Origin of the sequence: uncultured Roseovarius sp., assembly GCF_963972555.1 — a bacterium.
Classification (GTDB): domain Bacteria; phylum Pseudomonadota; class Alphaproteobacteria; order Rhodobacterales; family Rhodobacteraceae; genus Roseovarius; species Roseovarius mucosus.
Genome location: NZ_CAXAUM010000009.1, coordinates 96,038 through 110,707, shown reverse-complemented (window position 1 = coordinate 110,707; position 14,670 = coordinate 96,038). Strand labels below are relative to the sequence as shown.

Below are 14,670 nucleotides of genomic sequence, written 5' to 3'. Positions count from 1 at the left end.
GGGGCTCACCCCACCACCAGCCACGCCAGATCAACAAGGAATCCGCATAATGTCCGCTCTGCAAATCAAAAAAGGCTCGTCCAAACATTCCGCCTATAACCTGCGCCCAACCTTTTCGGATGTGCAGGAAACCCATACTTTGGCGGTGCTGGTCGATAACGAACCCGGTGTTCTCGCCCGCGTCATCGGCCTCTTCTCGGGGCGCGGCTACAATATCGACAGCCTCACCGTGGCCGAGGTGGATCACACCGGCCACACAAGCCGCATCACCATCGTGACCACAGGCACGCCGCAGGTGATCGAACAGATCAAGGCACAGTTGGGCCGCATCGTGCCGGTCCACAAGGTCAATGACCTCACCGTCGAAGGGGCCAGCGTCGAGCGCGAATTGGCGCTGCTGAAGGTCGAAGGCACCGGCGACAAGCGCGTCGAGGCACTGCGCCTGGCCGACATCTTCCGCGCAAATGCGGTGGACAGCACGCTCACAAGCTTTGTGTTCGAGATCACCGGCGCGCCCGAGAAAATCGACGCCTTCGCCGAATTGATGCGTCCGCTTGGCCTTGTGGAAATGGCACGCACAGGCGTCGCGGCCCTGCCGCGCGGCCTCTGATCGGGGCCACGGTCACAGGCTTGTCGCGGGTTTGACGCGCCGCGTCGCAGACAGGCGCGTGTGGGTGCGGGGCACTGGCGCAATATGCGTCAGCCCTAACCTCCGGAGACACCAAAATGCCCGCGCTGACCGATCTTTCGAATGTCCGCACATCCGTTGATCAGGCCAACGGCCTGCCCAATGCCCATTACATAGATCCCGGCGTCTTCGAGGAAGAAAAGCACGCGCTGCTCTTCAGCCAATGGGCCGGTCTTGCCGTAGGGGCCGATGTGCCGGAACCGGGCGATGCCAAACCGATCGAATTCCTGGGCATGCCGCTCTTGCTCCTGCGTGACAAGGACGGTCAGGTACGCGTGTTTCAGAACATATGCCGCCACCGAGGCATGATCCTCGTCGAGGAACCGCGCAAGATCGAGGGGGCCATCCGCTGCCCTTATCATTCGTGGTGCTATTCGACCAAGGGCGCGCTCGTCTCGACCCCGCATGTCGGCGGACCGGGGCACAACACCCACGAGAGCATCAAACGCGACGACCTGGGCCTGACCGAGATTCGCAGCCATATCTGGCGCGATGTGGTCTGGATCAATGTCTCGGGCGATGCCCCCGCGTTTGAGGATGCGATGGCTGATCTCATCGCCCGCTGGCGCGAATTTGATCTGCCGGTCTATCACGGCGGGGCGGATAGCCGCTTTACGCTTGAGGTGAAAACCAACTGGAAACTCGCGGTCGAGAACTATTGCGAGAGCTATCACCTGCCGTGGGTCCACCCCGGCCTCAACAGCTATTCCCGGCTCGAAGATCATTACCACATCGAGAAACCGGGCGAATATTCCGGTCAGGGCACGATGGTCTATCGCCAACTGACCAATGAGACCGGCGCGACATTCCCGGATTTCGCCGAAGTGGGGGCGAAATGGAACGAACAGGCCGAATATGTCGCGGCCTATCCCAATGTCCTCTTGGGCGTTCACCGCGACCACGCCTTTGCCATTATATTGGAGCCGAAAGGGCCAGAGCGCACGGTCGAGCATATCCACCTCTATTACTCGGTTCCCAATGCCGATGGTGGGCTGCGCCTGCGCAATACCCAGCTTTGGAAAACCGTGTTCGAAGAGGATATCTTTGTGGTCGAGGGCATGCAGCGTGGCCGCCACGCGACCTATTTCGACGGCGGGCGTTTCTCTCCGGTAATGGACAGCCCCACACACTGTTTTCACGCTTGGGTGGCAGACCGCGTCGAGGCACATCGCGCCATGGCCCGCGCAGCATAATGACCGACCTCGACAGCGCGATGGTCCGCGCCCATGAAACGGGCGACCGGGCAGCGCTGATCTCGCTCTATACGCAGGCGGCAGACCGGGCCGAAACCCTTGACGCCGCCTGCTTTTTTCTCACCCATGCCTATATCTTCGCACTTGAGGCCGGCGCGTTTGAGGCCGCACATCTGCACGCCCGCCTGATCGCCCACGGGCGAGAGGCATAGCGCCTCCTGCTTCTTTTTGGCTCAAATACTCCGGGGGGTCCGGGGGGCAGCGCCCCCCGCCTCGCAAATCAGCGTATAGAGATGCCATGTTGCATGCCCCAAAAGCGGCAGCGCAAAAAATAGCCCCAGAAACGCAGGCAGCATCGCCAGAAACGTCAGTCCCGCCACCAGAGCCGCCCAGACCAGCATCGGCACCGGGTTTTCGATCACCACCCGAAGGCTTGTCAGCATCGCAGTGACAAAATCGACCTCCCGGTCCAGCAACAAGGGCAGCGACACCACCGTCAGACTATAGAGCAACAGCGCAAAGATCGCGCCAACACCTGTCCCCACCGTCAACATGCTCAGCCCCTCTGGCGTGAAATAAACCTCCAACGAACTTGAGACATTGGTCATGGTCGACAGCCCCATAAAGAGCGCAAAGATCATATGCGCAATAAAGAACCAGAACAGGAACACCATGATGATGATGGCACAGATCGAAGGCAATTGCCGCCGCCTCTGATGCGCGATCACGCCAAAGATTTCCGAGGCCACAAGCGCTCGGCCCGTGCTCAATCGATGGCTCACCTCATAGAGCCCCACAGCCGCAAATGGCCCCACCAGGGGGAATCCCACAGCGGCAAAGATCAGCCAATAACTCTTTCCCGTGATCCATGTGATCCACGCAAGAACCAGCCCGATCACCACATAGACCCCGGCAAAAATTACCGCAAAGCCCGGCGCGCGGCGCATATCCGCCCAACCGCGACGCAGCGCCTCTGCCAGCATATCCAGCCGGACGTCACCCATCTCCGGCACGCCCAGCGGCTTGACCTCGTTCTGCGGCATGGTGCCCCTCCTCCCTTTTTTGTGAGAGCCTAGAGCAATTTCACCGTAAGAGGATAGGGATTTTCTGTGCAGAGCAGGTTCGGGGTGCGCGCAGCACCTTACCGCGCCGCATCCGGATTGAGCCGTAGTACGGCAAGGTTAAGCATACCGGCCACGCTCACCCAAGTGAGATAGGGCACGAAAAGCAGCCCCGCGATCCAGTCCACAGTCCAGAGTGCAACCAGTGTTACCGCAACAGAGGCCCAAAGCGAGCACAGCACGATCAACCCCAATTTCATGCGCTGAAGCCCGAAAAACACCGGGGTCCAGAGACCGTTGAGCGCGATTTGCAAGGACCAGAGCGCCATTGCAATACCATTGCCGGGGCTTACTGCCACCCGCGCCCCCGCAGCCGCCATGCAAATGTAAAGCGTTGTCCAGGCCACTGGAAACAACCAGTTGGGCGGTGTCCACCACGGCTTTTTCAGCCGCGCATACCACTCACCCGGCGGAAAGAGCCCGCCGGTCGAGCCTGCCGCGAAACAAGCCGCCAGAAAAATCCCGAAGGTGATCCATATCATGCGGTCTCTCTAACCCGCCCGGCATCCCGGCTCAAGCCTGACTCGCGTGCCATATCCTGTGCCTTGAGACGGGCAAGCGCCTCATAGAGCGTATCGCTCCAATCGGTGGCGCGCGGCGCGTCTTGTGCTGCGGCACGCACCAGAAATTCCGTCTCAGGCAGCGACCGAGCAAAGATCACGGGCGAGCGTGGCAAGATCACGCTCCCCCCCGCCCGTAGCACGGCCAGCATCAGCCAGCCAAGTTTTTGCGAGCCATTGGTGCGCGCACGGCGTGTGACACTGTCATGGCCCGCGCGGCGCACCTGCGCGCCGATACCCGCATAAATATAGCGCGCGGCGAAAATACCGGGCCGCGCCGATAGCGGCAGCGCGGCAATCCCCGCTTCTGATCGGGCATAGAGCCTGTCCGCCTCCATCAGCAAGCGGCGCACCATGCGACGCACCTCAGCATCAGGGGCAGGTGCGCGCAGAAAACCCTCCGGCGTCATCCCGGCCTCGGACAACCATTCCAATGGCAGGTATAGCCGCCCCTCGCGCGCGTCCTCGCCCACATCGCGAGCGATATTGGTCAGTTGCATAGCCACGCCCAGATCGCAGGCCCGTGCCAACGCGTCGCGCGCGCGCACCCGCATGAGCACGCACATCATCGCCCCCACCGCAGAGGCCACGCGTGCCGAATAACTGCGCAACTCGGACAGCGTCTCGTAGCGGCGACCTTCGGCATCCCACGCCAGCCCTTCCAGCAACGCCTCGGGCAGGGCGCGGGGCATGTCGAAACCCTCGATGATCGCGGCAAAGGCGCGGTCAGCCGGCGCATTGCGGGGTCGCCCGGCATAGGCCAAATCTAGGCGTTCATGCAGTGCCAGCACCGCCGCCGCCTTTTCGCGGTTCTCATCCACCGCATCATCGGCCAGACGGCAAAAGGCATAAAGCGCCAGCGCCGGATCGCGCACGCTGCGAGGCAAGAGCTTGGACGCGGCATGGAAAGACCGCGACCCGTGGCGGATCGCCTCGGTGCAATGCTCCAGATCCTGCGGCGCGATCATTGCATCACCCCGACCGGCACCGCATCCGGCACCAGTTGTGCCAGAACTTCGGCGCTGGAAATCACCCCCGGCAGACCTGCCCCCGGATGTGTGCCCGCCCCTACAAGGTAGAGGCCGCGCAGTTCCTCGCTGACATTATGGGGACGGAACCAAGCGCTTTGCAGAATGCGCGGTTCGATCGAGAAACCCGCGCCATGCGGGCTAAGATATCGGTCGCGAAAGGTTTCGGGCGTGAACACCTCGGAGGCGGTCAAATGCGCCCCAAGGCCCGTAAGCAACTGATCCTCCAGCACCTTTTGCACCTTTTGGCGATAGGGCTCGGCTTCGGCCGCCCAATCCACCGGATTTGAATGGCCGAGATGCGGCACAGGGCTGAGCGCATAAAACGTATCGCCCCCCTCGGGTGCCACGCCCGGATCGGTCACGGAGGGGCGATGCACATAAAGGCTCATGTCATCGGCCAGAACGCCGCGCCGAAAAATGTCGCGCACCAGCCCCTTGTATCGGGGACCGTTCAGAATGGTGTGATGGCCTGCATCCGGCCACATGCCGCGCGTGCCTTTTGTCCCAAAATACCAGACGAACAGACTCATAGACCAGCGCGACCGCTTGAGCCGCGCCGTGGTCCAACGCCGTTTCGTGTGATTGCGCAAGAGGTGATCATAGGTATGGCCCGCATCCGCATTAGAGATCACGATATCGCCGCTGATCCCCTCGCCCCCGGTCAGGCGCACGCCCATCGCACGCCCGTCCCTGATCACGATTTCATCGACCTCGGCCCCTTGCCGGATCATCCCGCCCTGCCCCTCAATCACCCGGACCATGGCGCGGGCGATGGCATCGACGCCACCGATGGCATAGTGCACGCCAAACGCCGCCTCTAGATGGCTCACAAGCGCATACATCGACGTGACATTGAACGGATCACCGCCGATAAAGAGCGGATGAAACGACAGCGCCATGCGCAGGCGCTCATCCTTCATGCGGCCTGCCGCGTGGGCATAAACTGACCGATCCGCCCGCAACCAAGCGAACTTCGGCAAGACCTTGATCAGATCGACCAGCCGGTGCATCGACCGCCGCCCCAGATCCTCGAACCCGAACCAATAGCGCGCCTCGCTGTCCCTGACGAAGCGGTCGTAACCCGCCAGATCACCCGGCGAGAGGCGCGATACCTCCGCGCGCATCGCATCCCGGTCTTGTCGCGCGGTAAAGGTAGACCCATCCGGCCAGCGAATTTCGTAGAAGGGATCAAGCGCCCGCAGATCGACATCCGCGTCAAAATCCCGCCCACAGGCCGCCCATAATTCACGGAAGAGCTGCGGCACAGTCACAATGGTCGGCCCCAGATCGAACCGGTGCCCGTCCTTTGTGATGCTCGAACCGCGCCCCCCGGGGCTATCCAAACGATCCAGAACCGTGACCCGATATCCCTTGGCCCCCAAACGCATGGCCGAGGCCAAACCGCCAAGTCCTGCTCCAATGACCAGCGCATGCGGGGCGTCGGCGCGTGTGGCCTGTTCAATCAGGCGCGGATCGACTCTTGTCAACATAGGTTTAGACTACAGGTGTCTAGTTTAATTGACAATCCTTTCTCGCGCCTCTTTTCTTGGAACAAAATCCATGTCAAACTTGCCTGACAGTCCCTCAAGGAGCGGTACCATTCAGACCGTCAGCCTCAGTTTCTTTCGCTTTTCCCGCGGTATCGACCGGCTTTGGGCGCTGATGATGATGGGGGCTGCGCGCTTCATGCTGCCGCGCGTTCAGGGCATAGGTTTTTGGAAACTGCTTGGATCAGGCACCGGCGAGGGCTTCACTCCCATCCCCAATACCGGGGTCTATGCGATTCTCGCGGTCTGGCCCGATGCCGCCACGGCGCGCGCGCAGACCGGGGGCGCCCGCGTCTTTCGCCGCTATCTCGCCCGCGCCAGCGAAAGCTGGACCCTCTTTCTGTCGCCAACATCGGTGCGCGGTCAATGGTCAGGGGCCGTCCCATTTGAAATCACCACACCCGAGGACAAAGGCCCCCTCGCCGCGCTCACCCGCGCCACTGTGCGCCCACGCAAAGCGTTGCAATTCTGGCGCCGCGTGCCGGATATCAGCGCGGTGATCGGTGCCGACCGCAATGTCGCGTTCAAGATCGGCGTGGGCGAGGTGCCGCTCTTGCATCAGGTGACCTTCTCGATCTGGCCTGACAGCCGCAGCATGGCCGACTTTGCCCGCCGTGACGGCCCGCATGCCCGCGCCATCGCCGCCGTGCGCGATGGCGATTGGTTCCGCGAAGAACTCTACGCCCGGTTTCGCGTTATCGGCGAGGCGGGCACATGGGGCGGCAGCAGCCCGCTCGACCATATCAAGGAAGAACAATGACCGCAGCCTTTCCATTTTCCGCCATCGTCGGTCAGAACGACATGAAATGCGCCATGATCCTCACGGCGATCGAGCCGGGGCTTGGCGGCGTGCTGGTGTTCGGCGACCGCGGCACCGGCAAATCCACGGCTGTGCGCGCGTTGGCCGCACTTTTACCCCCCATCCGCATGATCGACGGCAGCCCGATCAACGCCGAACGCCCCGAGGATACGCCCGACTGGTCGAGCGCGCCCCTGGGCGAGATCATCGAGCGGCCGACGCCTGTGGTCGATCTGCCCCTCGGCGTGACCGAGGACCGCGTGACCGGCGCGCTCGATATCGAGCGGGCGCTCACCTTGGGTGAAAAGGCCTTTCAACCCGGCCTTCTGGCGCGGGCAAACCGGGGGTATCTCTATATAGACGAGGTCAACCTGCTTGAGGATCATATCGTCGACCTGCTGCTCGACGTGGCCCAATCCGGCGAGAACGTGGTCGAACGCGAGGGGCTCTCGATCCGTCATCCGGCGCGTTTCGTGCTCGTGGGCTCGGGCAACCCGGAAGAGGGCGAATTGCGCCCGCAACTTCTGGATCGCTTCGGCCTCTCGGTCGAGGTGCGCTCGCCTCAGAACATCGACGAACGCATCGAGGTCATCCGCCGCCGCGATGCCTATGAGCGCGACACCGACGCGTTTATGGCGATATGGCAGGCCGAGGATGCCCTGATCCGTGACCGGATTCTGGCGGCGCGCCGCGCCTTGCGCGATGTCGAGGCTCGCGACGACGTCTTGCGCGACTGCGCCACCCTCTGCATCGCCATCGGCGCGGACGGGCTGCGCGGCGAGTTGACCCTGCTGCGCGCCGCCCGCGCGCTTGCCGCCTATGAGGGCGATGCCGCCGTCACCCGCGAGCACCTGCACCAAGTGGCTCCGCTAGCGCTCAGTCACCGGCTGCGCCGTGACCCGCTGGACGAGGCGGGCAGTGCCGCGCGCATCGCCCGCGCCATGACCGAGGTCTGGGGATGACGCCCAGCCCCGCATGGGCGCGCGCCCTGCGGGCGCTTACCCTTCTGGCGGTTGATCCCGAGGGCCTGCGCGGCCTGACCTTGCGCGCTCGCGCAGGCCCGGTACGCCAAGCTTTCGATGCAGCACTCGCGCGCCTGCCCGGCCCCGCGCGGCGCATCCATCCCGATCTCAGCGACACGCAGCTTTTTGGCGGCGCGGATATTGCCGCCACCCTTGCCGCCGGTCGCCTGATCCAGAGCGGCGGGCTGGCCGAAACCCCGGCACGGCTGATCCTGACCATGGCCGAACGCACGCCGCCCGCCCTCGCCGCCCGGCTGGCGCAACTGCTGGACCAAAGCCCGGATCATACACTCGTGCTCTTTGACGAAGGGATCGACGCCGAGGAGACAGCCCCGCAAACCCTCTGCGAGCGGCTGGCGCTTCATGTGACTCTCGACGACATCCGCCATGATGCGGCCCCCGCCCTCATGCCCGCCGCCGCCGACCTGGCAGAGGCGCGCGCCCGGCTGGGCGGCGTCAGCCATACGCCCGAAGATATCGCCACCCTGACGGCGCTGGCCGCAAGCTTCGGCATCGACAGCCTGCGCGCGCCTTGGCTTGCGCTGCGCGCAGCCCGCGCGTTTGCGGCGCTCGCGGCCCATACGCAGGTGACACCCGACGATCTGCGCGAGGCGGCAGAGCTGGTCTATCCCGCCCGCGCCACGCAACTGCCGCAAGATGCGGAACCAGAGAAGCCCGATGCCGCGCCCGAACCCGAAGAACAGCGCCAGAGCGATACGCCCGACATTCCCGACGACTTGCTCATCGCGGCGGTGGCTGCCCTTTTGCCACCTGCGCTGCTGGATCTCTTGACCCAACGCGGGGCCATGCGACGTGGCGCGGGTTCGGGGGCCGGTGCCCGGCGCAGGGCGCATCAGCGCGGCCGCCCTCTGCCTGCGCGACCCGGCACGCCGGACGGGCGCGGGCGGATAGACCTCATCGCCACTCTGCGCGCCGCCGCCCCATGGCAACCGTTGCGTCGCAGCACCCGACCCGACGCGCCGGGCGTGATCATCCACGCCGCCGATATTCACCTCAAACGCTACGAGGATCGCGCCGACCGGCTGGTGATCTTCGCGGTCGATGCCTCTGGCTCCTCAGCGCTGGCACGGCTGGCCGAGGCCAAGGGCGCGGTCGAGCTTTTGCTGGCCGAGGCCTATTCCCGGCGCGATCAGGTGGCGCTCATCGCGTTTCGCGGGACGGGCGCGGACCTGATCCTGCCGCCCACCCGCGCCCTGGTGCAGGCCAAGCGACGTCTGGGCGCCCTGCCCGGCGGCGGCGGCACGCCGCTTGCGGCGGCCCTTGGCGCGGCGCTCACCCTCGCGCGGCAATCGCAGGCCCATGGGCTGAGCCCCACACTGGCGCTCCTGACCGATGCGCGGGCCAATATCACGCTCGACGGGCGCGGCGACCGTGCCGAGGCGACCAAGGACACCACCGCCATGGCTCGCCTCTGGCGCGCGCAAAACCTGCCTGCGATCGTGATCGACATTTCTGCGCGTCCGGGGCCGGAACCGGCACAGCTTGCCGCAGAGATGAACGCCCGCCACCTGCCCCTGCCGCGCGCCGATGCCCGGCGCATCTCAACGGCGGTCACCCTGGCCCTCGGGGGCTGAGCGATGGATTGGCAGCGCGATCTGGCGACATGGCCGCTCAATGACCGGTCACGCCGCATCCATCACCCCCCCCACCACTGGCATGTGCAAGAGATGGGGCACGGGCCCTTGGCGCTCTTGCTGCATGGGGCCGGAGGCTCGACCCATAGCTGGCGCGATCTGATGCCGCTTCTGGCGCACAGCCACCGGGTCATTGCGCTTGATCTGCCCGGTCAGGGTTTTTCGCGCGCCGGCAACCGGCGGCGTCTGGGCCTGTCCGGCATGGCCGCGGATATTGCCGCGCTCTGCATCGCCCAAGGCTGGCAACCGGATCTGATCCTCGGTCATTCAGCGGGGGGCGCGCTCGCGCTCGAACTCGCCACGCGGCTGGTCACGCCCACAAGTCAACCGCCCGATATTGCCTGCGTCAACGCAGCCCTCGGCCCGTTCGAAGGCGTGGCAGGCTGGCTGTTTCCAGTTCTGGCCAAGGTGCTGGCGCTCAACCCGCTCACCCCCACGCTTTTCACCCTTGGGGCGGACAAGGTCACGCGCGCCCGCCGCCTGATCGAGAGCACCGGATCGCATCTGTCGTCCGAGGGGCTCGCACTCTATGCGCGGCTGATCGGCGACCGCGCGCATGTTGATGGGACATTGCAGATGATGGCGCAGTGGGACGTGGCCCCGCTTCTGAAACGGTTGGGGACGATCCCCAATCGCTGTCTCCTGATCACTGGCAGCCGCGATCTGGCGGTGCCGCCCGAAACCTCTGTTCGCGCCGCCGCGCAACTGCCGCGCGCGCGCAACCTGTCGCTCGACGGTCTGGGCCATGTCGCCCAAGAAGAGGATGCCGCGCGCGTTCTGGCCGCGATTCTCGATCCGGGGAGCTGGCCCGCCTGAGGCAGGCGGCGTCTGATCGGGATCGTGTCGCCCCGGCCCCTGAGCCGGGGCCTCGGCGGATCCCTTGTCAGCCCGGGGCGGGTGCGGTTTCGATGGAGCGCATAGCGCCCGAAGAGATTTGGAGCCATTCGGCGGATCAGCGAAAGACCAGAACACCCGCGCGCTCAGGCAATGCCGCGCAGCGGAGCCACGCTTTTATCGGGCGGCTCGTGAAACCGAGCACAGCCCCGCCCCAGCCCCTTTGCGGCATAAAGGGCCAGATCGGCATCGGCCATCATCCGCGCCGGATCCGGGCTGTCGTAGGCACAGCTGAGCGTGATGCCGATGCTGCCCGAAATCCGACACTCCTGCGCGCGGTAGAGCACTGCCTCTTCCAGTCGGGCAATCATCCGCTCTGCCAAGTCGCGCACTGGTGCCCGCTCGGTCATGCCGAGCAACAGAATGACGAATTCGTCGCCCCCAACCCGCGCGATCAGGTCATTCGCGCGCACCGCGTCGCGCAGGCGCCGCGCCACCTCTTGCAGCACGTGATCGCCCGCCGCGTGACCCAGCGTATCGTTCACCTGTTTGAAGAAATCGAGATCGAGATGCAAAAGCGCGAAATCCTGCTCGCTCTGCATCAGCCGGTCCAGGACATGATCGAGCGCCCGGCGATTCCTGAGACCCGTCAACATATCGGTAAAGGCCTGCTCTTCCGCCGCAATGCGCGCGCCTTGCAGGCGCAGGTTCAACTTGCGCGAGGCCTCCATCGCGGCGGATTTCGCCTCGATCAGATAGAGCATTTCGGTCGTCAGGTCCGTCGCGGCAAAATCGGCACCCGTCAGGCCAAAGTCGCGCACCGCCTCAACCACGGAAAACCCGAACGAGAGGTTCACCACCGCGCCCCCGCCGGGCAAGGCCAAGAGCACGCCCTTGAGTGCCGTATGGGGGGAGGCGCGCAGCCGCAGCCGCAGCCGCGCGCCCGCACAGGCCAGCAGAGCCACCATATCCTCCGCCTGATGCGGGCGACGCAGCTCGATGAGGTCGAGAAATCGCATGCCGAGAGGGGGCTGCGCGCCAAAGAGCTTGGCAAAGGTCGGCCCCGCCTGCACCACATGGCCTTGGGCATCCAGAACCGCGTGCATTGGGCAAAGGTCCGCGAGCAGGGGCAACAGCGTTCTCTCTCGCGCCGTCATGCCGCGCTTCCCCCAACTCCCAATGCAAAGGCACGCCCATGGGCAAACCCCTCTTCCAGCAATCGCACCGCGATGATCTCATGGTCCGCGCCGTCGCCCTGATGCTCGACCAGCGCCAGCGCACCATAGTCGTCCGCCATGGCACGCAGAATTCCCACCACCACCGGCCCAAGCCTCAGATCGTGCCCCTCGGGCAGCCCGACGTGCAGATGATAAAGCCCGCCGCCCCTGTCCTGCAATTCCAGCCCCGGCAACCCCAGATCGGCAACCGCAAGGCGCGCACGCTCTGGCAGATCATCGAGAGAATGCAGAAAATCCACGTAATCCACCCCGCCAAAGCGCAGCAGGCGGCGCAATGCCTCGGTCGCGGGATGCGAGACCAGATAGGTGCCGATATCCTCCAGCAGATCGTCGCGCCCGCGCGCCAGCCGGTTGCCCACCACCGTCAACACCTGTTCGGTGATGCGTGGCTCGTAGGTCATCATCGCCTCGAACTCGGTAAACCCCAGATCCAGTTTGTGAATGGTGCCGATCCAGACATCGCGCCCATAGGTATCCCTGACAAATCGCTCGATGGCGCGGTTGACCAGCCCGTGCATGAAATTCTCCCCTCAGATGCCCGCATCCTGACACCCAAGGGTTAACGCACCCTGAACATCTAAAATGCCCGGCATTTGGCAGACCCTATCGCGCCCTTGTCATCGCGGGGCGCTGCCGCTACATCTGGGGTATCCGTTGGGGTGCCCCTTGGGGCTGAGAGGTTTTGCACCAACCCATCGAACCTGATCCGGCTCGCACCGGCGGAGGGAACGGAAACCGCGCATCCGCGCGCCACCCCCCTGCCCGCGAGCCCTGTTTGAAGAGGCCGCGCATGACCGCCCCGCCCAGTCTGACCCTCGATGGTTGCGCCCGGATCGGAGCTCTGTCGGTCTTTGGCCCGCTGCGTCTCGATTTGCCCGCAGGGCGCATCACCTGCCTGCTTGGCCCATCGGGCGTGGGCAAGACCACGCTCCTGCGCCTGATTGCCGGGGTGGATGAGGTGACAGAGTTCACCGGCACGATCACCGCCTCGGACGGGCTGCCCCTGCCGGGCCGCATGGCGCTGATGGCCCAAGGCGACATGCTGATGCCGTGGCTTGACGTGCTGGGCAATGTGACCCTTGGCGCGCGGTTGCGCGGAATGCCGCGCGATACGGCTCGGGCGCGCGAGATGCTGGCGCGGGTCGGTCTGGCGGATCATGCCGACAAGCGGCCCCATGCGCTCTCGGGCGGGCAGAAACAGCGCGTGGCGCTCGCCCGCACCCTGATGGAAGATCGCCCCATCGTGCTTCTGGACGAGCCCTTTTCAGCGCTCGATGCCCGCACCCGCGCGCAGATGCAGGATCTGACCGCCACCCATCTGGCGGGGCGCACGGTGCTCATGGTCACCCATGACCCGGCCGAGGCCGCGCGCATGGGACACGCCATCCATATCCTCACCGAAACGGGGCTGGAGGATGTGACACCCCCAGCGGCGCCGGTGCCGCGCGCGGTGGATGATCCCGAATCCCTCGCCGCACAGGGGCGTCTCTTGACCCGCCTGCGCGCGCCCGCCTGAACGGAGACAAAGATGCGCCCCACCGACCACCTCAAATCCCTTGTGGCCACCGATTGGCAGGCCGCCACCCGGCACGCTTTCACCGATCAGCTTGCGGCGGGCACCCTGCCCGAAACGCGCATGTTGACCTATCTGCAACAGGATTACCTCTTCATCGAGGATTTCGTGCGCCTCTTGGCCTCTGCCATCGCCCATGCGCCCAGCCTGCCCGATGCCATCCCGGCCGCACAGTTTCTGGGGCTGATTTCCGGGCCGGAGAACACCTATTTCCTGCGCGCGATCGTGGCCTTGGGCGGCACGACCGAACCGCCCGCCACTCCTCATCCTGTAACGGCCGAGTTTCAGGCGCTGATGCGCGCGGCTGCCAGATCAGGGTGCTATGCGCAGATGATCGCGGTCCTCAGCGTGGCGGAATGGACCTATCTGGATTGGGCCAGCCCCCACGCGGACCGCGCCGAAGACTTGCCGTTCTGGTTCGGGGAATGGATCACTCTGCACAGCGGGCCGGGGTTCGAGGGCGTGGTCGCCTATCTGCGCGGCCAGCTTGATCTGGTCTGGCCCACCCTCTCGCCCGAGGATCAAGCCGCTGCACGATCCGCCTTTGTCACAGCTACAAGGCTGGAGCGCGCGTTCTTCGATGCGGCCCTCGCCGGATACCCTGCCCCATGAGCCGTCTTGTCACCATCGCCACCTCTACAGCGCTCGCGCTTGTGCTCTGGCAGGCGCTGGTGACGCTCGCGGCCTTGCCGCCCTTCATTCTGCCTGGGCCGGCGCGCGTGGCCGAAACCCTCTGGGCCAGCCGCGCGCTGATTGCGCACCACGCGACCATTACGGCGGCAGAGGTGTTGATTGGCCTCGCTTTGGGGGCGATCCTCGGCGGCCTCTCGGCGATTGGCCTCGCGTCCTCGCATGTGGCTCGGCGTCTGATCCGCCCGATGATGGTGTTTTCGCAGGCGATCCCGGTCTTTGCCCTCGCGCCCATTCTCACCCTCTGGCTGGGCTATGGCCTCTGGTCCAAGGTCGCGATGGCGCTCCTGATCATCTATTTCCCGGTGACATCGGCGTTCTTCGACGCGTTGATGCGCACACCGCCGCATTGGCTCGACCTCGCGCGCGTCATGGGCGCGAACCGGGCGCGGCTCATGTGGCATATCCGCGTGCCTGCCGCGCTGCCGGGTTTTGCCTCGGGTCTGCGCCTCGCGGCGGTCTATGCGCCCATAGGGGCGATCATCGGCGAATGGGTGGGCGCGTCCAAGGGACTGGGCTATCTCATGCTGCTGGCCAATGGCCGCGCCAAGATCGACCTCATGTTCGCCGCCCTGATCGTGCTGGCAGTGCTGACGCTCCTCCTGCACGCGGGGGTGGACCGGGGCTGTCGGCGGTGGCTGGATGGCAAGGCGGTGGGGTGAAGGCGGGGGGCTGCATAGATAGCCACGTCCGGTTCGCTTTCCCTTTGATCCAATAAG

General features: G+C 65.0%; 16 protein-coding genes and 1 riboswitch. Of the genes, 10 read left to right on the top strand and 6 right to left on the bottom strand.

Annotation, left to right across the window (positions count from 1 at the left end; all coding sequences use genetic code 11):
- Positions 1-49 precede the first annotated feature (49 nt).
- The 3 genes from ilvN (at position 50) to AACZ65_RS10885 (ending at position 2,093) form a co-directional block, all read left to right on the top strand.
- Complete coding sequence (gene ilvN / locus AACZ65_RS10895) at positions 50-610, top strand: acetolactate synthase small subunit (protein ID WP_297539513.1); 561 nt, start codon at positions 50-52, stop codon at positions 608-610.
- A gap of 116 nt (positions 611-726) precedes the next feature.
- Entirely contained in the window at positions 727-1,881 is a 1,155-nt protein-coding gene (locus AACZ65_RS10890) for an aromatic ring-hydroxylating dioxygenase subunit alpha (protein WP_339670730.1), read from the top strand.
- Positions 1,881-2,093 (top strand): hypothetical protein, encoded by a 213-nt coding sequence (locus tag AACZ65_RS10885; protein ID WP_339670728.1) that lies wholly within the window; start codon positions 1,881-1,883, stop codon positions 2,091-2,093. The genes AACZ65_RS10890 and AACZ65_RS10885 overlap by 1 nt, the downstream gene beginning before the upstream one ends.
- Positions 2,094-2,114: 21 nt before the next feature.
- Here AACZ65_RS10885 and AACZ65_RS10880 read toward each other — a convergent pair whose 3' ends face one another.
- The 4 genes from AACZ65_RS10880 to AACZ65_RS10865 all read right to left on the bottom strand — a co-directional run bounded on the left by AACZ65_RS10880 (position 2,115) and on the right by AACZ65_RS10865 (position 6,083).
- Positions 2,115-2,924 (bottom strand): DUF2189 domain-containing protein, encoded by an 810-nt coding sequence (locus AACZ65_RS10880; protein ID WP_339670726.1) that lies wholly within the window; start codon positions 2,922-2,924, stop codon positions 2,115-2,117.
- Between the two features lie 98 nt (positions 2,925-3,022).
- On the bottom strand, positions 3,023-3,484 hold the full coding sequence (locus AACZ65_RS10875; protein WP_339670724.1) for a TspO/MBR family protein: 462 nt from the start codon (positions 3,482-3,484) through the stop codon (positions 3,023-3,025).
- Entirely contained in the window at positions 3,481-4,530 is a 1,050-nt protein-coding gene (locus AACZ65_RS10870; protein ID WP_339670722.1) for a phytoene/squalene synthase family protein, read from the bottom strand. The genes AACZ65_RS10875 and AACZ65_RS10870 overlap by 4 nt, the downstream gene beginning before the upstream one ends.
- Positions 4,527-6,083, bottom strand: a complete 1,557-nt coding sequence (locus tag AACZ65_RS10865) for a phytoene desaturase (protein ID WP_339670720.1) — start codon at positions 6,081-6,083, stop codon at positions 4,527-4,529. Before AACZ65_RS10865 ends, AACZ65_RS10870 begins: the two co-directional genes overlap by 4 nt.
- 70 nt (positions 6,084-6,153) lie before the next feature.
- On the opposite strand from AACZ65_RS10865, the gene AACZ65_RS10860 reads away from it, so the two are divergent.
- The 4 genes from AACZ65_RS10860 to bchO are packed head-to-tail and all read left to right on the top strand — an operon-like array spanning position 6,154 to position 10,432.
- A complete protein-coding gene (locus tag AACZ65_RS10860) occupies positions 6,154-6,900 on the top strand; it encodes a spheroidene monooxygenase (RefSeq protein WP_339670718.1) in 747 nt (248 codons plus the stop codon).
- Positions 6,897-7,901, top strand: a complete 1,005-nt coding sequence (bchI, locus tag AACZ65_RS10855) for a magnesium chelatase ATPase subunit I (protein WP_339670716.1) — start codon at positions 6,897-6,899, stop codon at positions 7,899-7,901. Before AACZ65_RS10860 ends, bchI begins: the two co-directional genes overlap by 4 nt.
- Entirely contained in the window at positions 7,898-9,556 is a 1,659-nt protein-coding gene (locus AACZ65_RS10850; protein ID WP_339670715.1) for a magnesium chelatase subunit D, read from the top strand. The genes bchI and AACZ65_RS10850 overlap by 4 nt, the downstream gene beginning before the upstream one ends.
- A 3-nt stretch (positions 9,557-9,559) precedes the next feature.
- On the top strand, positions 9,560-10,432 hold the full coding sequence (gene bchO, locus AACZ65_RS10845; RefSeq protein WP_339670714.1) for an alpha/beta fold hydrolase BchO: 873 nt from the start codon (positions 9,560-9,562) through the stop codon (positions 10,430-10,432).
- Between the two features lie 164 nt (positions 10,433-10,596).
- Here bchO and AACZ65_RS10840 read toward each other — a convergent pair whose 3' ends face one another.
- Both AACZ65_RS10840 and AACZ65_RS10835 read right to left on the bottom strand, forming a co-directional pair.
- Positions 10,597-11,607, bottom strand: a complete 1,011-nt coding sequence (locus AACZ65_RS10840) for a diguanylate cyclase (RefSeq protein WP_339670712.1) — start codon at positions 11,605-11,607, stop codon at positions 10,597-10,599.
- The gene (locus AACZ65_RS10835; protein WP_297539534.1) at positions 11,604-12,206 is read right to left on the bottom strand and encodes a heme NO-binding domain-containing protein; all 603 of its coding nucleotides are present in this window, start codon (positions 12,204-12,206) and stop codon (positions 11,604-11,606) included. Before AACZ65_RS10835 ends, AACZ65_RS10840 begins: the two co-directional genes overlap by 4 nt.
- A 127-nt stretch (positions 12,207-12,333) precedes the next feature.
- Positions 12,334-12,433: riboswitch (TPP riboswitch) on the top strand.
- Positions 12,434-12,478: 45 nt separating this feature from the next.
- Here AACZ65_RS10835 and AACZ65_RS10830 point away from each other — a divergent pair.
- Genes AACZ65_RS10830 through AACZ65_RS10820 form a run of 3 tightly spaced genes read left to right on the top strand, consistent with a single transcriptional unit; the run spans position 12,479 to position 14,613 of the window.
- Positions 12,479-13,204: an ABC transporter ATP-binding protein gene (locus AACZ65_RS10830; protein WP_339670709.1), complete on the top strand. Its 726-nt coding sequence runs from the start codon at positions 12,479-12,481 to the stop codon at positions 13,202-13,204.
- A gap of 12 nt (positions 13,205-13,216) precedes the next feature.
- Complete coding sequence (locus AACZ65_RS10825; protein ID WP_339670707.1) at positions 13,217-13,873, top strand: TenA family protein; 657 nt, start codon at positions 13,217-13,219, stop codon at positions 13,871-13,873.
- Positions 13,870-14,613, top strand: coding sequence for an ABC transporter permease (locus tag AACZ65_RS10820; RefSeq protein WP_339670705.1), 744 nt, complete (start codon positions 13,870-13,872; stop codon positions 14,611-14,613). Before AACZ65_RS10825 ends, AACZ65_RS10820 begins: the two co-directional genes overlap by 4 nt.
- Positions 14,614-14,670 lie beyond the last annotated feature (57 nt).